This window comes from Rhodoferax saidenbachensis (genome assembly GCF_031457975.1).
In the GTDB taxonomy this organism is placed as follows: domain Bacteria; phylum Pseudomonadota; class Gammaproteobacteria; order Burkholderiales; family Burkholderiaceae_C; genus Allorhodoferax; species Allorhodoferax saidenbachensis_A.
On sequence record NZ_JAVDXO010000001.1, the window covers coordinates 531,412 to 551,061 of the forward strand.

Sequence of the window (19,650 nt, forward strand, 5' to 3'; positions counted from 1 at the left end):
TTGCTATGGCAAGTATTTTGGGCGGCTTGGCCAAAAGACAAGGGCGCGGGCCCGAATTCACGGAGCCGGCTCCCTTCATTTACCTGCGCCAAGCCAAGGCGCACAAAATGTGTTATTTGCGCTTCAACTCACCCACTTGCGCGCGTTGTGCCAGAGCTGGATCCACGGGCTGTGCGCGTGCTGGTCCAGGTTGGTCCAGCTCATCTGCACATTGCGGAACACGCGCTCGGGGTGCGGCATCATGGCCGTGAAACGGCCGTCCGCCGTGGTCACCGCCGTCAAACCGCCGGGGCTGCCGTTAGGGTTGAACGGGTAGGCTTCGGTGGCCGCGCCGCTGTTGTCTACGTAGCGCATGGCTGCAATCGCCTGGTCGGCGTTACCGCGGTACTTGAAGTTGGCAAAGCCTTCGCCGTGCGCCACGGCAATCGGCAAGCGCATACCGGCCAGGTCTTTGAAGAACAGGCTGGGCGACTCCAGCACTTCCACCAAGCTTAGGCGTGCCTCAAAGCGCTCGCTCTGGTTGGTGGTGAAGCGCGGCCAGGCTTCGGCGCCCGGGATGATGTCGGCCAGCTCGGCAAACATCTGGCAGCCGTTGCACACACCCAGACCAAAAGTGTCCTGGCGGGCAAAGAAGGCCTTGAACTGGTCGGACAGCCCATCGTTGAACGTGATGCTACGCGCCCAACCAATGCCCGCACCCAGCGTGTCGCCGTAGCTAAAACCACCGCAGGCCACCACGCCCTTGAAGTCCGCCAACTTGGCTCGGCCGGTCTGCAGATCGGTCATGTGCACGTCATAAGCCTCAAAGCCCGCTTCGGTGAAAGCGTAGGCCATTTCCACATGCGAATTGACGCCCTGCTCACGCAGGACGGCTACCTTGGGACGGCTGCTCAGGATGGCAGGCGCTACGTTTTTAGTAGCTGCTTGCGCAGATTCCACGAGGGCTATCGCCGTATTTGGCAGGTAGACATGCAGGCCGGGGTCGTTCTCGGCACCCGCGGCGGCGTGTTCGGCATCGGCACACACGGGGTTGTCGCGCTGCTGGGCAATCTTCCAGCTCACGGCGTCCCACACCTGGTGCAGGTCGGCCAGCTTGGCGCTGAAGATGCTCTTGGCGTCGCGCCAGATTTGCAGCTCGCCCTTGCCCGCTGCAATCGCGTCGGTGGCGGGGCGTGTCTTGCCAATGAAATGGCTGAACTTGGACAGGCCATGCTCGCGCAGCGTCGCCATGACGTCTGAACGCTCTGCGGTGCGCACCTGCAGCACCACGCCCAGTTCTTCACTGAACAGGGCCTTGAGCGTCAACTCCTCGCGGCGGGCACCCACCTGCCCTGCCCAGTTTTTGCTGTCGCCCACATCCATGCGGCTGTCGCTGATGCCGTCCCCTTCGGTGACCAGCATGTCTACATTCAGCGCCACACCCACGCGGCCGGCAAAGGCCATTTCGGCCACCGTGGCCAGCAGGCCACCGTCACCGCGGTCATGGTAGGCCAACACCTGGCCCTTGGCGCGCAGCGCGTTCACTGCGTTCACCAGGTTGACCAGGTCTTTCGCGTCGTCCAGATCGGGCACGGTGTCGCCGGTCTGCTCCAGCGTTTGCGCCAGGATGCTGGCGGCCATGCGGTGCTGGCCCCGGCCCAGGTCGATCAGGACCAGGGTGGTGTCTTCAGAAGCGTTGAGTTGCGGGGTCAGCGTGCCGCGCACATCTTGCAGCGTGGCAAAGCCGCTCACGATCAGGGAGACAGGGGACGTCACCTTCTTGTCCGTGCCTTCGTCTTTCCACTGCGTGCGCATGGACAGGCTGTCCTTGCCCACGGGAATGGAAATGCCCAAGGCCGGGCACAGCTCCATACCCACGGCCTTGACCGTGGCGTACAGCGCCGCGTCTTCACCGGCTTCTCCACACGCGGCCATCCAGTTGGCGGACAGCTTCACGCGTGGCAGCTCAATCGGCGCGGCCAGCAAATTAGTAATCGCCTCGGCCACGGCCATACGGCCGGACGCGGGCGCATTGATAGCGGCCAGCGGCGTGCGCTCGCCCATGGACATGGCTTCACCGGCAAAGCCCTTGAAGTCCGCCAGCGTGACCGCGCAGTCCGCCACGGGCACCTGCCAGGGGCCGACCATCTGGTCACGGTGGGTCAAGCCGCCCACGGTGCGGTCGCCAATGGTGATCAGGAATCGTTTGGAGGCGACGGTGGGATGGGCCAACACGTCGATGACGGCCTTTTGAATATCCACACCAGTCAGGTCCAACGGTTTGAAGGTGCGCGCCACGGTCTTGACGTCGCGGTGCATCTTGGGCGGCTTGCCCAGCAGCACGTTCATGGGCATGTCGACGGGCGACTCGGCGCCCTCGTCCACTAGCTGCAACTGACGCTCTTCGGTCGCCACGCCAATCACCGCAAACGGGCAGCGCTCGCGCTCGCACAGCGCCTGGAACTGTTCCAGCGACGCTGGCGCAATCGCCATCACATAGCGTTCCTGGCTCTCGTTGCACCAGATTTCCTTGGGGGCCATGCCGGACTCTTCGAGCTTGACGGCACGCAGGTCGAAGCGCGCACCGCGGCCGGCGTCATTGGTCAGTTCGGGGAAGGCGTTGGACAGACCACCGGCGCCCACATCGTGAATCGCCAGGATCGGGTTCTTGTCGCCCTGCATCCAGCATTGGTTGATCACCTCTTGGGCCCGGCGCTCGATCTCGGGGTTGCCGCGCTGCACCGAATCAAAGTCCAGCTCGGCTGCGTTGGCGCCCGTCGCCATCGAGCTGGCGGCGCTACCGCCCATGCCGATGCGCATGCCGGGGCCACCCAGCTGGATCAGCAGGCTGCCGGCGGGGAATTCGATTTTGTGGGTCTGGCCCGCGTCGATGATGCCCAGACCGCCCGCGATCATGATGGGCTTGTGGTAACCACGTGCCACGGTGTCCACATCGCTGGTCACGGTCTGCTCGTATTCGCGGAAGTAGCCCAACAGGTTGGGTCGGCCAAATTCGTTGTTGAACGCCGCGCCGCCCAGCGGGCCTTCGACCATGATCTGCAGCGGGCTGGCAATGTGCTCGGGCTTGCCCATGGTGCTGCCCCAGAGCTTGGAGACGGTAAAACCGGTCAGGCCCGCCTTGGGCTTGGAGCCACGGCCGGTCGCGCCCTCGTCGCGGATTTCTCCGCCCGCGCCGGTGGAGGCACCGGGAAACGGGGAGATCGCGGTCGGGTGGTTGTGGGTCTCCACCTTCATCAGGATGTGGTTGGTTTCGCTACGCTTTTCATAGCTGGCCGCACTTATTTCACGGGGGTTAGGGCCAGAATTGACTGCGGATTTGGCTACAAACCGCTCGACCTGCACGCCTTCCATGACGGAGGCGTTGTCCGAATACGCCACCAGCATGTACTGCGGTGCCAGCTGGTGCGTGTTGCGGATCATGCCGAACATGCTCTTGTCCTGCGCCACGCCGTCGATGGTGAACTGGGCGTTGAAAATCTTGTGGCGGCAGTGCTCGCTGTTGGCCTGGGCGAACATCATCAGCTCCACATCGGTGGGGTTGCGGCCCAATGTAGTGAAAGCGTTGACCAGGTAGTCAATCTCGTCCGCCGCCAAGGCCAGGCCGAACTGGGTGTTGGCCTTGACCAAGGCATCCTTGCCACCACCCAACACATCCACATGGTCCATGGGCGCAGGCTGCAAGGCGTTGAACAGTTCCTGCGCCTGGTTGCGGTCCAGCATGGCGCTTTCGGTCATGCGGTCGTGCAGGAGTGCGGCCACCTGCTGTAGCTGCTCGGGTGTCAGCGCAGTTTTGGACAACAGGCCGTTTTTCAGCGTCAGGCGGTATTCCACCAGGCGCTCCACGCGCTTGACCGCCAGGCCGCAGTTGTGGGCGATGTCCGTGGCCTTGGAAGCCCAGGGGCTCACCGTACCAAAACGGGGACTGACCACAATCGCCAGCCCTTCGGAGGCACCTTCATAGGGGTCGCCGTAAGTCAGCAACGCGGCCAGTTTGCTGGCCAGCGGTTGATCCAGCGCAGTTTCGGTAGCCACCAGATGGACAAAACGGGCCGAAATGCCCGAAATTTTGTCGTGAATGCCCTGCAGAAGCGGCAAAAGCTGTTGAACACGGAAGTTGCTCAGGGCGTTGCCGCCTTCGAAAGAAGTGATGTGCAGGGTCACGGTGGTGGCCTAGGAAAGATGAAGCGTTGCCCGAAGGGCTGGATGGGTGAGCGGCGATTTTAACTGGCTGCACGGTCGCCTCCGGCCACGCAGCCCATGACAAAAAGCGGACAATTCGGCGCTGGGCCAGCGGGCCCGGCAAACAAAACGGAGCTTCGTTGGTGGCGATTTTTTCCAAATTCCGCAGCATTTTTACGGCGCCCGGCGCCGCGGCCGAGCCCTTGCCCATCGTGGACCCGACCGGGCAGTTGCCCGAACGTCGGCTGCGCCCCCGGCTCAATGCCCGGCCTGACCTACGCATCGTGGTGGTGGACGATTCGGCCACGGTGTGCGCTGCGCTGCGCAAGATCCTGCAGTCCATTGGCCTGGATGTGCGCGTAGCCGCCAGTGCCGAGGTGGGCCTGGAAATGGTGCTGGCCGACCCGCCCGACTTGATTTTTCTGGACATCGTGCTGCCCAAGATGAATGGTTTTTCGGCCCTGCGTGTGCTGCGGCGCAACCCATTGACCCGCAACATCCCGGTGATCATGATCAGCGGCAACGAGCAGGCCACCGAGCAGTTTTTTGGCAGCGCCATTGGGGCCGACGACTTCATGAAGAAGCCGTTTTCCCGCATGGAGGTGTTTGAGCGCATGGAGCGCCTGCTGGACGACGGCCTGGTGCCGCGCCGCAAAACCCCCTTGACCATGCCCGCGCCGCTGGGTAGCTGAGGCTGCCAGCGCGACTGCATCGTGTCTGGGATAATCTGGCCCCATGACTATCACCTACAAAGACGCGGACGGCGTTGCAGGCATGCGCGTGGCGGGCAAGCTGGCCTCCGAAGTTCTGGACTACCTCACCCCCTTCGTTCAGCCCGGCGTCACCACCAACGCGCTCGACAAGCTGGCGTACGACTACATCACCCAGGTGCAAGGCGGCATTCCCGCTCCGCTGAACTACACGGGCGGCGGCAATATCCCCTACCCCAAGTCCATCTGCACCTCGGTCAACCACCAGGTCTGCCACGGCATTCCCAATGACAAACAGCTCAAGAAGGGCGACATCGTCAACATCGACGTCACCGTCATCAAGGATGGCTGGCACGGTGACACGAGCCGCATGTTCATGGTGGGTGAGGTCTCGATTGCGGCCAAACGCCTGTGCGCCATCACCTACGACGCCATGTGGCATGGCATCAAGATGGTCAAGCCTGGCATCCACCTGGGCGATATCGGCCATGCCATCCAGAAATTTGCCGAAGGCCAGGGCTTTAGCGTGGTGCGCGAGTTCTGCGGCCACGGCATCGGCCGCATCTTCCACGAAGAGCCGCAGGTGCTGCACTACGGTCGCCCCGGCACGCTGGAAAAACTGGTGGAGGGAATGACATTCACCATCGAGCCCATGATCAATGCCGGTGGCAAGGACATCAAGGACGGTCCCGAAAAAGACGGCTGGACCATCGTAACCAAAGACCGTTCGCTCTCTGCCCAATGGGAGCACACCGTGTTGGTGACGCCCACGGGCTACGAAGTGCTGACGCTGTCCGTCGGCAGCCCGGCCACACCGGCCTTTGTGGCGGTCTGAGTTTTCCTTCTCCATCCCAGTCCCCATGATTGAGCTGCAGGCCCTGCGTGGCGAGTACCGCGCGCACAAAGCGCAGTTGCTGCAAACCATTGCTACGCCCCAGTCCACGGGACGCGCGGTGCGCAAGGTGCTGCAACGCATGTCCCAGCTCACCGACAGCGTTCTGGTGCGCCTGTGGCAGCACGCCGGTCTGGGAGAGCCCTATGCCCTGCTGGCCGTGGGCGGCTTTGGCCGCGGCGAGCTGTTCCCGCATTCGGATGTGGACGTGCTGGTGCTGCTGCCCGATGGCCAGTCGCCCGAGTTCGACCCGGAGCTGCAAAAGAAGATCGAAGCCTTCATTGGCAGCTGCTGGGATGTGGGCCTGGAGATCGGCTCCAGCGTGCGCACCCTGAGCGACTGCCTGGCCGAGGCCGACAAGGACGTGACGGTGCAAACCGCGCTGCTGGAGTGCCGGCTGATCACGGGCAATGCACCGTTAGTAGACCAGTTCCAAAAGGCCTTTTTCGCGGCCATGGACCCCAAGGCCTTCTTTGTGGCCAAGACGCTGGAAATGCGCCAGCGCCACACCAAGTTTGAAGACACGCCCTACTCGCTGGAGCCCAACTGCAAGGAATCGCCGGGCGGCCTGCGCGACCTGCAGGTGATCTTGTGGGTGGCCAAGGCCGCGGGCTATGGCGACGACTGGCAGGCCCTGGCCGCCACCGGCCTGGCGACTGACTTTGAGGTCAAACAGATCCAGCGCAATGAGACCCTGCTGCTGCTGATCCGCGCGCGCCTGCACCTGATTGCCAACCGCCGCGAAGACCGCCTGATTTTTGACATGCAGAACGCGGTGGCCGAATCCTTTGGCTACACAGCCCCGCCACCCGAAACCGACAAGCGCAGCTTTGTACGTGCCAGCGAGGCGCTGATGCGCCGCTACTACTGGGCCGCCAAGGCTGTCACCCAGCTTAACCAGATTTTGTTGATGAACATTGAGGAGCGGCTCAACCCCTCCACCCATGCGCCGCGCCGCATCAATGACCATTTCAACGACAAGGCTGGCATGATCGACGTGGTCAGCGATGAGCTGTACCGCCGCAACCCGCACGCCATTCTGGAAACCTTTCTGGTCTACCAGACCACCGTGGGCATCAAGGGCCTGTCGGCCCGCACGCTGCGCGCGCTGTACAACGCGCGCGACCTCATGGACGCCAAATTCCGCAGCGACCCGGTCAACCGCGCTACCTTTCTGCAGATCCTGCAGGCGCCCGACGGTATTACCCACGCCATGCGGCTGATGAACCAGACCTCGGTGCTGGGCCGCTACCTCTGGGTGTTCCGCAAGATCGTGGGCCAGATGCAGCACGACCTGTTCCACGTCTACACCGTGGACCAGCACATTCTCATGGTGCTGCGCAACGCACGGCGCTTCTTCATGGTGGAGCATGCGCACGAATACCCGTTCTGCTCCCAGCTGGCCTCGGGCTGGGACAAGCCCTGGATTTTGTACGTGGCCGCCCTGTTCCACGACATTGCCAAGGGCCGCGGTGGCGACCATTCCGAGCTGGGCATTGTGGAAGCACGCCGCTTCTGCAAGCAGCATGGCATTGCAACGGAAGACGCCAAACTCATCGAATTCCTGGTCGGCGAGCATCTGACCATGAGCCGTATCGCTCAGAAGTCGGACCTGTCTGACCCTGCCGTCATCGCCGGCTTTGCCAAGCGCGTGGGCAACGAGCGCTACCTGACCGCGCTGTACCTGCTGACCGTGGCCGACATCCGCGGCACGAGTCCCAAGGTGTGGAATGCCTGGAAAGGCAAGCTGCTGGAAGATCTGTACAAATACACGGCCCGGGCTCTGGGTGGCCGCGCACCCGACCCTGACGCCGAGGTGGAAGCCCGCAAGCGCGAAGCATTGGTGATGGTAGCGCTGTACGCCATGCCATTTGAAGCCCACAAACCGCTGTGGGACACGCTGGACGTGAGCTACTTCATGCGCCACGATGCGGCCGACATCGCCTGGCACACCAAGCAGCTGTCCCGCCATGTGGCCACGGCCCTGCCCATCGTGCGGGTGCGCCGCTCCCCCGTGGGCGAAGGCCTGCAGGTGCTGGTCTACACCCAGGACCAGACCGACCTGTTTGCCCGCATCTGCGGTTACTTCGACCAGGGTGGCTTCAGCATTCTGGATGCGCGCATCCACACCACCAACAAGGGCTATGCGCTGGATACCTTCCAGGTGGTCACAACGGCGGACATGGACGAGCACTACCGCGAGACGACCAGCCTGCTGGAGAGCGGCTTGGCGCAAGCCATCGCCGAAGCCGGCCCCCTGCCCGCCCCCAGCCGCGGCCGGGTGTCGCGCCGGGTCAAGAGCTTTCCTATTGCGCCGCGCGTGTCACTGAAGCCCGATGAAAAAGCGCAGCGCTGGCTGCTCAATATCTCGGCCAGCGACCGCCTGGGCCTGCTTTACAGCGTGGCCCGGGTGCTGGCGCGCCACCAGATCGAGGTGCAATTGGCCAAGGTAGCTACGCTGGGCGAGCGCGTGGAAGATACCTTTCTGATCCACGGACCGCAACTGCAGCACAACCGTGCGCAGATCGAGATCGAAACCGAACTGCTGGACGCCCTCAAAGCCTAGGAACATCGGGTGCACCGTACACACAGGTACGCATGCGCCCGCTGTGCTTGGCCGCATACAGCGCCTTGTCTGCCTGGGCAAATAGCTCGGCACCACTACCCTGAACGGTGGTCCAGGTGGACACGCCAATGCTCACAGTCAACGTGGCGGCGGTGGGAGAACGCACATGCTCCAGGTTCAGTGCCTCCAGCGCCTTCATGATCTTGTCCGCCAACGCACGGGCTCCGACTGCATCGGTATCGGGCAGCAGCATGGCAAACTCCTCACCACCCAGGCGTGCAGGAAGGTCCTGCTGGCGGCCGCAGGTTTGTAGCAGGTGGCCCAGTTGCTGCAACACGGAGTCGCCCTTGGGATGGCCATAGTGGTCGTTGTACAGCTTGAAATGGTCCACATCCAACAGCAGCAGCGATAGTGGGGCAGAACGCCGCGCCAGCCGACCCAACTCCAGACCCAGGCGCTCGTCAAACAGCCGACGATTGGCGATGCCCGTCAGGGCGTCGGTGCTGGAGAGGGTCTCCAGCGTATCCACCTGCGCGCGCAGCACCGCCAACAACCCATTCACACCCTGCGTGAGTGCCCCAATTTCATCCGGGCGGTCATAGCGCAGCACGCTATCCCAGCGGCGCGAAGCGCTCAGTGCCACCACGTCGGCATGCAGGCGCGCAATCGGACGCACCAGCCACCAGTGCACCGCCAGCAGTAGCACCAGTCCGGTGGCCAGAGCCACAGCCGCCAGCTGAAACAGCACGTCGGTCACCACATGCTGTGCCTGCGCCATGAGACTGCGTTCCATGCGCATGTGCACCCAGGCGAGCGGGTCGCCCTCCAGGTCTTCCAGCCGGTATTTCAGGGTGATGGTGGCGGGGCTGTACTGCACGCCCACATCACCATGTGCCAGGAAATGGAAATCCGGCAGTTTCCAGGTGTCTGTCGGTTCGTGCGGAGTATCTGCTGCGCTGCCGTCGGTGGGGTCCAGCGTGAAAGCGGCCCCGGCATTCTGGGCGATGCCTGCCAGCGTGGCGGCATCGAGTTCGCGCGCCATCACCACGGTGCCGGCTGCGGGGCCGCTGCCGTCGCTGTGCACCACTTGCGTCCAGCACACGGCGGCCAGCTTGGTCTGCAGCCAAGCCAGGCCGCACTCGGTGACCTTGGGGTTCTGCGGCTTGTGAGCCCAGCGCCGCAGCAGCGGCACCAGCATGTCCGGTGCACGTGGCATCACGCCGCCACTGAGTTCGCGGGCGCCAAACCCCACCATCTGGTGCTGGCGGTCCAGCAGCAGCACGGCGTTGAGGTTGGAGGTCAACATGGCAGCGCTGCCGATGTTGCTGCGCTCAAAAACCTTGTTGGGGCGCTGCAGGTGAAAGTACAGCTCGTCCCAGAAGGCCCAGTCGTGGTTCAGTGCGCTCACCGCCGCCATTTGCTCGTCAAAGCCGCTCACCACGCGTTTGGCGCTGTCCAGCGCAAAGCGGCGCTCAATGCTGTCAAACGTAGGCAACAGGCTATTTTTCATCAGCAGCAGGCCTAAGCTGCCCATCAGGCCAAACACCAGGGCGAACGCAACCACGATCCGGGGACCGATTCCTAAACCCGCAAAAAGATGGCGCGTGGTTTTGACCATGGAGGCGCTGCAACGACTTTGTTATGCCAAGCAGCTTACCGCCAAACTCGCTCGCCGTACAAGCAGATCACGCTCCTCTGGTGTAAATAAAGGAGTCTTAGATATAAGAAACCAAGCCCTTGGCCCCCGTAGACACTGCGCAAACTGCTACGCTTTTGGTAGCAGTGCGCTTTCAGTCATCCTCGCTCGCCGCAATGCCAGGAAACAGCACTTCGGTGTAGCCAAACTGAGCGAAGTCTCGCACGCGCATCGGGTAGAGCTTGCCAATCAAGTGGTCGCACTCATGCTGCACCACGCGCGCATGGAAGCCATCCACCGTGCGGTCGATGGGCTCGCCGTACTGGTCAAACCCCGTGTAGCGGATATGCGCCCAGCGTGGCACCACGCCGCGCAGGCCCGGTACTGACAGACAGCCTTCCCAATCACTTTCCTCGGCATCGCCCAATGGCGTGATCACCGGATTGATAAGCACCGTGGGCGGTACCACGGGCCGGTCCGGGTAGCGCGGGTTGCGGTCGTTGCTGCCGAAGATCACCAGTTGCAGGTCCACCCCAATCTGCGGTGCGGCCAGGCCGGCACCATTGACCGCGCGCATGGTGTCCAGCATGTCGGTGATCAGCAGGTGCAGCGCGTCGGTGTCGAACTCGGTCACAGGTTGCGCCACGCGCAGCAGGCGCGGGTCGCCCATTTTCAAAATGTCACGTACGGTCATTTCAGCATCTCCAACATGGCCGCCTCGTCCAGCACGGGCACACCCAGTTCCTGGGCTTTGTCCAACTTGCTGCCGGCCTCCGTCCCGGCCACCACATAGCTGGTCTTTTTACTCACCGAACCTGCCACCTTGGCACCTGCGGCTTCCAGCAGGTCTTTGGCTTGGTCGCGGCTCAGGGTGGGAAAGGTGCCGGTCAGCACAAAGGTTTTGCCCGCCAGCGGCTTGGGGGCCTGCTCGGCTGGTGCGCCCTCTTCCCAGGTCACGCCGCAGGCGCGCAGCTGTTCCACGACCTCGCGGTTATGGGGTTGTGCAAAGAAGGTGTGCAGGCTCTTGGCCACGATGGGGCCTACGTCACTCACACCGGTCAGGGCTTCTTCCGACGCATCCATGATGGCGTCCAAGGTACCGAAGTGGCGCACCAGTTCCTTGGCCGTAGCCTCGCCCACATGGCGAATGCCCAGGCCAAACAGAAAGCGCGGCAGCGTGGTTTGCTTGGACTTTTCCAGCGCGGCAACGATGTTCTGCGCCGACTTCTCGGCCATGCGGTCCAGCGCGGCCAGCGTGCTCAAGCCCAGTTTGTAGAGATCGGGCAGTGTGCGGATAGTGTTGCTCTCCACCAGCTGGTCCACCAGCTTTTCACCCAGGCCCTCCACCTCCACCGCGCGGCGTTGCGCGTAATGCAGGATGGCTTGTTTGCGTTGGGCACCACAAAACAGGCCGCCACTGCAGCGGTGGTTCATTTCGGTCTTTTCGCGCACCACATCGCTGCCACAGATAGGACATTTGCGGGGCATTCGGAAGTTGGGCACGTAAGTGGCACGTGGACCCGTGCTCACAATACCCACCACTTCGGGGATCACATCCCCGGCGCGGCGCACGATGGCCATGTCTCCAATACGCACTTTCTTGCGGCGCAGTTCAAACAAGTTGTGCAGTGTCGCGTTGGACACTGTGGTGCCGCCCACAAACACCGGATCGAGGCGCGCCACGGGCGTAAGCTTGCCGGTGCGGCCCACCTGCACGTCAATGCCCAGCACCTTGGTGATCTGTTCCTGCGCCGGGTATTTGTGCGCCACGGCCCAGCGCGGCTCGCGGGTCACAAAGCCCAGTTGACGCTGCAGCGCCAGGCTGTTGACCTTGTAGACCACGCCGTCGATGTCGTAGGGCAACTGGTCGCGCGAGGCACCAATACGCTGATGGTACGCTATTAATTCAGGAGCACCTCGCGCAATATCCACGAGGGCTGCAACCGGAAAACCCCATGATTTGAGGGTTTGCAGCATGCCGTAGTGCGTGGCAAACGCAGGCCCGCCCTGCTCCGCTGCAGTCACCTCACCCAATCCGTACGCAAAAAAGCTCAGGGGCCGTTGGGCCGCAATGCCGGGGTCCAGCTGGCGCACGGCACCTGCCGCGGCGTTGCGCGGGTTCACAAAGGTTTTCTCGCCCTTCTCGCGCTGTTTCTCGTTCATGGCCTCAAAGTCATCGCGGCGCATGTAGACCTCGCCACGCACTTCCAGCACGGCGGGCACACCCTCTGGCAAGCGCAAGGGGATTTGTCCGATGGTGCGGATGTTTTGTGTGACGTCTTCACCGTATTCACCGTCACCCCGCGTGGCAGCCTGGACCAGCACGCCCTGTTCATAGCGCAGGCTCATGGCCAGGCCGTCGAACTTGAGTTCGGCCACGTACTCCACAGGTGCGTCAGCCTCGCCCAGGCCCAGTTCTTTGCGCACGCGGGCATCAAAAGCCTGGGCGCCGGTGGATTCGGTGTCGGTCTCGGTGCGAATGCTCAGCATGGGCACCACATGGCGTACGGTGGCAAAGGCGTCCAGTGGCTTGCCGCCCACGCGCTGGGTGGGCGAGTCGGGTGTCACCCACTCGGGGTGCACCGCCTCGAGGGCCTGCAATTCCCGAAACAGGCGGTCGTATTCGGCATCGGGAATCGTCGGCGCGTCCAGCACGTAGTACTGGTGCGCATGGTGGTGCAGTTGTGCGCGCAGCGCCTGCAATTGAGCGTAGTCCGGCGTGGCCGGCTCGGAAGAAAACAAGTCCAGCGATGCCATACCTGACCCAAAAAATTTAGCTGAACAAACGTCGCGCCAGTGGTGAACCTGCAGCCAAGTCACGCTGTTCCAGCGTGTCGTACAGGGTTTGCAGCTCGGTGCCGATCACGTCCATGGTCTGCGCGGCCAGGGGTTGGCCGTTGTCGTCGGTCACCACGCCTTCCATCGCCTGGGCAAGGGCGGATGCGGCTTCGCGCATGCGCTCAAATGGCTGCTCGGCACGATCCACCTGGGCTACATCCAGGTGCAGGCTGATGTCGCGGATGGCGGATTGGGCCGGGTCTTCGGCCAGCGCCGCTTGGGAGTCAAAGCTCAGCACCAGCAGCGGCGGCAGGCCGTCCACCGAGCATGGCAGCACCAGGCGACCGGGAATCACGCCCTGCACAAAACCCAGGCGCGCCGCGTTTTGCTGGATGTAGCCGGGGCTCCATGACGCATTGCGCGCGCGGATGGTGAAGCCCAGCTGGGCGTCGTGGGCGCTGGCAAACTGGTCCAGCTCACGGGCACGGGCCACTTCGTCCAGCATCTCGGGAAACTCGGGCGTGGCGTTAATGGCGTCGGCAAAGGCCTGGGTCTTCACCACGAACTCGGAATATTCAATCTCGTTCAGTGCGCCGGATCGGTTGGCCAGCTGTACACCGGCCTGAAAACCACCGTAGCGCTGGCCCAGGCCCGGCGCTTCCCACACCAGGGTGACCAGGTTGTAGCCCTCGACCGAGAACGGTTTGGTCCCGGCGCGGCGGGTGCTGGGCAAGGCGGCCAGCGCGGCCTCACCCGACACGGCGGTGACGGAAGGGTCCAGCGCCACGGTGGCAATCACGTCGATCAGCGAGTCCATGGCCGGGCGACGCGGTGCCTGGGGCAGCGTGAAAGCGGGTGTTTCCAGCGCGTTGTCGGACAGCGTGGGCTCGCGGCCAGCGGTAGGCAGTGTGTCGTCGGTGGCGGGTTCTGGCTGAGCCTGGCGTGGCGCGTTGCGGCGCGAGGTCCAGGCGCTGTGCGCCACCACGCCAGCGAGCACTACGCCGCCTGCGATTGCCAGTCCGAGTTGTAAGTTGCTCATCGTTAGGTCTTGTGTGGGTTGCTGGCGCTCACGCCAGTTCAGCCAGGGTGACGGCGGACTCCATGTCCACGGCCACGATACGGGAAACGCCCTGCTCCTGCATGGTCACGCCAATCAGTTGCTCGGCCATTTCCATGGCGATCTTGTTGTGGCTGATGAACAGGAACTGCGTTCCCTTGCTCATGCTGGAAACCAGCTTGGCATAGCGCTCGGTGTTGGCGTCATCCAGCGGCGCGTCCACCTCGTCCAGCAAACAGAACGGTGCGGGGTTCAGCTGGAAGATGGCGAACACCAGCGCGATGGCGGTCAGCGCTTTTTCGCCACCCGACAGCAGGTGGATGGTCTGGTTCTTCTTGCCGGGCGGCTGCGCAATCACCTGCACGCCGGAGTCCAGAATCTCGTCGCCGGTGATCACCAGACGCGCATTGCCACCACCAAACAGCTCGGGGAACATGCGGCCAAAGTGCATGTTGACCTGGTCAAAGGTGCCCGACAGCAGCTCGCGCGTTTCGGCGTCGATCTTGCGGATCGCGTCTTCCAGCGTGTTCATGGCCTGGGTCAGGTCCACGTTTTGGGCATCCAAGAACTGTTTGCGTTCGCGGGCCGCTGTCAGCTCGTCCAGCGCCGCCAGGTTGACCGCACCTAGGGCGGCAATCTCGCGGTGCAGGCGATCGATGTCGCCCTGCATGCCGAACAGGCGCACATTGCCGTCCTTGATACTTTGTTCCACCGCGGCCAGGTCGGCCTGGGCGTCTACCAATTGCGCTTCAAACTGCTCAAAGCCCAGGCGCGCAGCTTGTTCCTTGAGCTGGAATTCAGTGATGCGCTGGCGCAGTGGGTCCAGTTCGCGCTCCAGCTGCATGCGGCGCTCATCGCTGGCGCGTAGCTTGGCGGTCAGGTCGTCGTACTCGCTGCGCTTGGCGCCCAGGGCCTGTTCGCGTTCCAGCTTCAGGGCCAGGGCGTTTTGCAGGCCGGCCTGGGCCGCCGCATCGGTCAGGCGTGCCATTTCTTCTTGCGCGCGCTGCTCTTCGGACAGAATATTCTGCGTTTGCTGTGCTGCAGTTTCTATAGCACGCGAGAGTTCTGCGTTGCGGGCTTGCAGGCTGCGCTGCGCAAACACCGCCTCTTGCGCCTGGCGCTCCAGGCTGCGCTGCTGCTCGCGGCACTGCACCAGCTTGCGCTGGCCTTCGATCACGCGCTCTTCCAACTGGGCATGACGCTCCTGGCTGTCGGCCAGCTGCATGTCCAGCGATTCGAAACGGCCTTCAGCCTCCACACGGCGCTCTTGCAAGTCGTCCAGCTGCGCTTCCACCTCGGCCATGTCGGCCTCGATCTGCGCGCTGCGCGCCCGGGTTTGCTCCAGCAACTGGGACAAGCGCAAGGTTTCCACCTGCAACTCGTGCGCGCGGCTCTGGGTTTCTGCGGCCTCGCGGCGCACGCCCACCAGGCGCTGGGCGCTCTCGGCGTAGGCGCTTTCGGCGCGGCTCAGCGCCATGCGGGATTCGTCGGCAATCAGCTGCTGGGCGCGCAGCTGCTTTTCCAGGTTTTCAATTTCCTGCGCGCGGGCCAGCAGCCCGGCTTGCTCGCTGTCCTGGGCGTAAAAACTCACGCTGTGCGCGGTGACCACATGACCGGACTTCACATAAATGCTTTCGCCGGCCTGTAGCTTGTCGCGTTGGGCCAGGGCATCTTCAAATGTGGCGGCGGTGTAGCAGCCCTGCAGCCAGTCGGTCAACACGGCCTTTTGCCCGGCTTCGTTTATGCGCAACAAGTCGGACAGGCGGGGCAAGGCACTGGCACGCTCGGGTGCGGCGGCCAAAGGGGGGGTGTAAAACGCCAGCTTGGCGGGCGGTGCGTCCACCGCAAAGGCGCGCAGCATCTCCAGCCGGGACACTTCCAGTGCCCCCAGTCGCTCACGCAACGCGCCTTCCAGCGCGTTTTCCCAGCCCTGTTCGATGTGGATGCGGGTCCACAAGCCCTGTAAATGGCCCAGGCCATGTTTGGCCAACCAGGGTTGCAGCTTGCCGTCAGTCTTTACCTTTTCCTGCAAGGCCTTCAGTGCTTCCAGTCGGGCCGAAAAGTCCGCCTGCTTGGCTGACTCGTCGTTCACCGTTTGCTGCTGGGTGCGCCGGGCTTCGTCCAACTGGGGCACCGACTCCTGCAGCTCATGCAGGCGGGCCTCGGCGATCTGGTTGGTTTCCTGCGCGGCCTCCAACTGCTCCTGCAGGCTGATCAGGCGGGCTTCGTCGGGCGCAGACAGTGCGTTGCGGTCCGTCATCAGGCGGTCGCGGCGGGTGTTCAGTTGACGGCTTTGCTCTTCGATGCTGCGCTGCTCGGCGGCCAGCACCTGGATCTGCTGCTGCACTTGCACCACGCTGCCGCGCTGGTCGTTGGCGGCGGCCTGTGCGGTGGCCACGGCCTCTTCGATATCGGGCAGCTGCATGGACTGCTCTTCCACCTGGGCGGCCAGCAGCTCGGTTTGCTCTTCGCCCAAGGCAGCCAGTTCGGCCAGACGCTCAATCTCGGCCTGCGCATCGTCGCGGCGCACGGCCCATTCTGCAATCTGGTCTTTCAGCGTGACCAGGCGCTGTTCGACGCGCTGGCGGCCTTCCACGACAAAGCGAATTTCGGCCTCCAGGCGGCCTACATCGGTGCTGGCTTCGTACAGCAGGCCCTGGGCCTGGTTCACCTGGTCACCGGCCGCATAGTGGGCCTGGCGCACGGTTTCCAGATCGGCCTCGATATGGCGCAGATCGGCCATGCGGGCTTCTAGCGCGTTGACGGCACCCAGACCTTCGGACTGCACCTTGGCCTGGTCGGCCAGCGCCTCGGCGCGCTTCAAAAACCACTGCTGGTGCTGCTTGAGGGTCACTTCAGACTGCAGTGCGTTGTACTTGGCAGCCACCTCGGCCTGTTTTTCCAGTTTTTCGAGGTTGGCGTTGAGCTCGCGCAGGATGTCTTCCACGCGGGTCAGGTTCTCACGCGTGTCGCTGAGGCGGTTTTCCGTCTCGCGGCGGCGCTCTTTGTACTTGGAAACCCCCGCCGCTTCTTCGAGGAACAGGCGCAGCTCTTCGGGCTTGGATTCGATGATGCGGCTGATCGTGCCTTGGCCGATGATGGCGTAGGCACGCGGCCCGAGGCCGGTACCCAGGAACACGTCCTGCACGTCGCGGCGGCGCACCGGCTGGTTGTTGATGAAGTAGCTGGAGCCGCCATCGCGTGTCAGCACGCGCTTCACGGCAATTTCGCCGAACTGGCCCCACTGGCCACCGGCCCGGTGGTCGGCGTTGTCAAACACCAGCTCCACGCTGGCGCGGCTGGCGGGCTTGCGGCTGGTGGTGCCGTTGAAGATCACGTCCTGCATGGACTCGCCACGCAGCTCGCTGGCCTTGCTCTCACCCAGCACCCAGCGCACCGCATCCATGATGTTGGATTTGCCGCAGCCGTTGGGCCCCACCACGCCCACCAGTTGCCCCGGCAACAGGAAGTTGGTGGGCTCCGCGAAGGACTTGAAGCCGGATAACTTGATGGAATTAAGGCGCACGGATCGGTGGTATCTGCTCTAAGCAGTTGATTTCATTGGATTAATCAGTCAGCGGTGACTGACGAATGGCCCCCGATGATACTGTGTAGCAGCTGCTGTATCCGCTATGCAGCGCTGGGCAAACGTTACAGCCTGAAAACCACCGCCACGCCAACCCACTGTAGGGCGCGTTATGCCCGGATGCGCCGGGGACTCAGGGGATAATGCCGCCCCATGAACCCGAATTTGTCGCGCCTGCAAGCCTACCCCTTTGAACGCCTGCGCCAGCTGTTCTCCACCGTCACCCCTAACCCCGCCTACCGCCCCATCAGTTTGGGCATTGGCGAGCCCCGCCATCCCACGCCCGACCTCATCAAAGACGCCTACTGCGACGCCATCCGCAGCGCTGACGGCGGCCTGTCGGTCTACCCCGCTACGGCGGGCGACGCCAAGTTGCGCAGTTCCATGGTCCGCTGGCTGGAGCGGCGCTATGGCCTGCAGCTGGACGCGGCCACCCAGGTGTTGCCCATTAACGGCTCGCGCGAGGCACTGTTTGCCTTCGCCCAGACCGTGGTGAACCCCGAGAAGGCCGACGCGCGCGGTCCCGTGCAGGTGGTCTGCCCCAACCCGTTCTACCAAATCTACGAAGGCGCGGCCCTGCTGTGCGGTGCCCAGCCCTACTTTGTAGCGTCCGACCCGGCGCGCAACTTTGCGCAGGACTGGGACAGCGTGCCCGCAGACGTCTGGGCACGCACCCAGTTGCTGTATGTCTGTTCGCCGGGCAATCCGGCGGGCGCCGTGATGCCGCTGTCCGAATGGGCCAAGCTGTTTGCCCTGAGCGACCAGTACGGCTTTGTGATCGCGTCTGACGAGTGCTACAGCGAGATTTACTTCCGCGACGAGCCGCCGCTGGGTGGGCTGGAAGCCGCTGCCAAGCTGGGCCGTAGTGACTTCAAGAACCTGGTGTCCTTCACCAGCCTGTCCAAGCGCAGCAATGTGCCGGGCATGCGCAGCGGTTTTTGCGCGGGCGATGCCAAGCTGATCAAGCAATTTTTGCTGTACCGCACCTACCACGGCAGCGCAATGAGCATGGTGGTGCAGACCGCCAGCGCCGCAGCCTGGGACGACGAGGCCCACGTGGTGGACAACCGCGCGCAATACCGCGACAAGTTTGCCCAGGTTACCCCCATGCTGGCCGAGGTGATGGACGTGGCCTTGCCCGATGCGGGCTTTTATTTGTGGGCCAAGGTGGAGGGCAGCGACACGGATTTCGCGCGTGACCTGCTCGCTCTTTACAATGTGACGGTCTTGCCCGGAAGCTACCTGGCCCGCGAGGCCCATGGCAGCAACCCTGGCGCGCAGCGCATCCGCATGGCGCTGGTGGCCGAAGCCGCAGAGTGCGTGGAAGCCGCGCAGCGCATCGTCCAGTTTGTGAAATCCCGAGTTTCCTGAGTCTTTCAACCACTTTTCCCTTCTCAAAAGCCCTATGAGCCAACAACTGCAAACCGTTATCGAAGCCGCGTGGGAAGACCGCGCCAACATCTCCGTCACCTCCGCTCCCGCTGAAGTGCGCGATGCCGTGGAGCACGTGCTGAATGAACTCGACGCTGGCCGCCTGCGCGTGGCTACGCGTGAAGCCGTGGGCCAGTGGACCACCCACCAGTGGATCAAGAAAGCCGTGCTGCTGAGCTTCCGCCTGAAGGACAACGCCATCGTGCAGTCCGGCGACCTGGGCTTTTACGACAAGGTGGGCACCAAGTTCTCCGGCATGTCCGAAGCCGACCTCAAGGCCAGCGGTGTGCGCATAGTGCCACCCGCCGTGGCGCGCCGCGGCAGCTTCCAGGGCAAGGGCGTGATCTTGATGCCGTCCTACTGCAACATCGGCTCGTATGTGGACGAAGGCACCATGGTTGACACCTGGGCCACTGTGGGCTCCTGCGCGCAGATCGGCAAGCACGTGCACCTGTCCGGTGGCGTGGGCATTGGTGGTGTGCTCGAACCCATGCAGGCCGGCCCCACCATCATTGAAGACAACTGCTTCATCGGCGCCCGCTCCGAAGTGGTCGAAGGCGTGATCGTGGAAGAAAACTCGGTGATCTCCATGGGCGTGTACATCGGCCAAAGCACCCCGATTTATGACCGCGCCACCGACACCGTGAGCTATGGCCGCATTCCTTCTGGCTCGGTGGTCATCAGCGGCAGCCTGCCCAAGAATGACGGCAAGTACAGCCTGTACGCGGCCATCATCGTCAAGCGTGTGGACGCCCAGACGCGTTCCAAGACATCGCTCAACGACCTCTTGCGTGATTGAGCGCGATTAAACCCAT

Annotated in this window: 11 protein-coding genes; 5 read left to right on the forward strand and 6 right to left on the reverse strand. The window is 63.3% G+C overall.

The genetic code is table 11. The features are described 5' to 3' along the window. Positions 1–123: 123 nt before the first annotated feature. Positions 124–4,161, reverse strand: coding sequence for a phosphoribosylformylglycinamidine synthase (purL, locus tag J2X15_RS02600; protein ID WP_310339207.1), 4,038 nt, complete (start codon positions 4,159–4,161; stop codon positions 124–126). A gap of 161 nt (positions 4,162–4,322) precedes the next feature. Here purL and J2X15_RS02605 point away from each other — a divergent pair, with 161 nt between their 5' ends. The 3 genes from J2X15_RS02605 to J2X15_RS02615 are packed head-to-tail and all read left to right on the forward strand — an operon-like array spanning position 4,323 to position 8,347. Then, entirely contained in the window at positions 4,323–4,871 is a 549-nt protein-coding gene (locus tag J2X15_RS02605) for a response regulator (protein WP_310339209.1), read from the forward strand. A 43-nt stretch (positions 4,872–4,914) separates the two neighbouring features. Further along, on the forward strand, positions 4,915–5,724 hold the full coding sequence (gene map, locus J2X15_RS02610; RefSeq protein ID WP_310339210.1) for a type I methionyl aminopeptidase: 810 nt from the start codon (positions 4,915–4,917) through the stop codon (positions 5,722–5,724). A gap of 25 nt (positions 5,725–5,749) precedes the next feature. Next, positions 5,750–8,347 (forward strand): [protein-PII] uridylyltransferase, encoded by a 2,598-nt coding sequence (locus tag J2X15_RS02615; protein ID WP_310339213.1) that lies wholly within the window; start codon positions 5,750–5,752, stop codon positions 8,345–8,347. Here the strand turns inward: J2X15_RS02615 and J2X15_RS02620 are convergent. The 5 genes from J2X15_RS02620 to smc form a co-directional block, all read right to left on the reverse strand. Next, positions 8,337–9,911, reverse strand: coding sequence for a sensor domain-containing diguanylate cyclase (locus J2X15_RS02620; protein ID WP_310339215.1), 1,575 nt, complete (start codon positions 9,909–9,911; stop codon positions 8,337–8,339). The two genes, J2X15_RS02615 and J2X15_RS02620, sit on opposite strands and share 11 nt — an antisense overlap. 226 nt (positions 9,912–10,137) lie before the next feature. After that, positions 10,138–10,677, reverse strand: a complete 540-nt coding sequence (gene def, locus J2X15_RS02625) for a peptide deformylase (protein ID WP_310339216.1) — start codon at positions 10,675–10,677, stop codon at positions 10,138–10,140. Next, positions 10,674–12,740 carry an NAD-dependent DNA ligase LigA gene (ligA, locus tag J2X15_RS02630; RefSeq protein WP_310339218.1) on the reverse strand — a complete coding sequence of 689 codons (2,067 nt, stop codon included), beginning with the start codon at positions 12,738–12,740 and terminating at the stop codon, positions 10,674–10,676. The genes def and ligA overlap by 4 nt, the downstream gene beginning before the upstream one ends. A 16-nt stretch (positions 12,741–12,756) precedes the next feature. Beyond that, on the reverse strand, positions 12,757–13,800 hold the full coding sequence (locus J2X15_RS02635) for a cell division protein ZipA C-terminal FtsZ-binding domain-containing protein (protein ID WP_310339219.1): 1,044 nt from the start codon (positions 13,798–13,800) through the stop codon (positions 12,757–12,759). Positions 13,801–13,828: 28 nt separating this feature from the next. Continuing rightward, positions 13,829–17,344 carry a chromosome segregation protein SMC gene (smc, locus tag J2X15_RS02640; RefSeq protein WP_310339221.1) on the reverse strand — a complete coding sequence of 1,172 codons (3,516 nt, stop codon included), beginning with the start codon at positions 17,342–17,344 and terminating at the stop codon, positions 13,829–13,831. A gap of 213 nt (positions 17,345–17,557) precedes the next feature. On the opposite strand from smc, the gene dapC reads away from it, so the two are divergent. Beyond that, a complete protein-coding gene (dapC, locus tag J2X15_RS02645; protein WP_310339224.1) occupies positions 17,558–18,775 on the forward strand; it encodes a succinyldiaminopimelate transaminase in 1,218 nt (405 codons plus the stop codon). A gap of 34 nt (positions 18,776–18,809) precedes the next feature. After that, positions 18,810–19,634, forward strand: coding sequence for a 2,3,4,5-tetrahydropyridine-2,6-dicarboxylate N-succinyltransferase (gene dapD, locus J2X15_RS02650; protein ID WP_310339226.1), 825 nt, complete (start codon positions 18,810–18,812; stop codon positions 19,632–19,634). Positions 19,635–19,650 lie beyond the last annotated feature (16 nt).

What these genes read in the sequence shown, in the direction of transcription:
- J2X15_RS02635 (WP_310339219.1), bottom strand. Translation starts at nt 13,800, where the DNA reads ATGAGCAACTTACAACTCGGACTGGCAATCGCAGGCGGCGTAGTGCTC.
- map (WP_310339210.1), top strand. Translation starts at nt 4,915, where the DNA reads ATGACTATCACCTACAAAGACGCGGACGGCGTTGCAGGCATGCGCGTG.
- dapD (WP_310339226.1), top strand. Translation starts at nt 18,810, where the DNA reads ATGAGCCAACAACTGCAAACCGTTATCGAAGCCGCGTGGGAAGACCGC.
- ligA (WP_310339218.1), bottom strand. Translation starts at nt 12,740, where the DNA reads ATGGCATCGCTGGACTTGTTTTCTTCCGAGCCGGCCACGCCGGACTAC.
- J2X15_RS02615 (WP_310339213.1), top strand. Translation starts at nt 5,750, where the DNA reads ATGATTGAGCTGCAGGCCCTGCGTGGCGAGTACCGCGCGCACAAAGCG.
- dapC (WP_310339224.1), top strand. Translation starts at nt 17,558, where the DNA reads ATGAACCCGAATTTGTCGCGCCTGCAAGCCTACCCCTTTGAACGCCTG.
- def (WP_310339216.1), bottom strand. Translation starts at nt 10,677, where the DNA reads ATGACCGTACGTGACATTTTGAAAATGGGCGACCCGCGCCTGCTGCGC.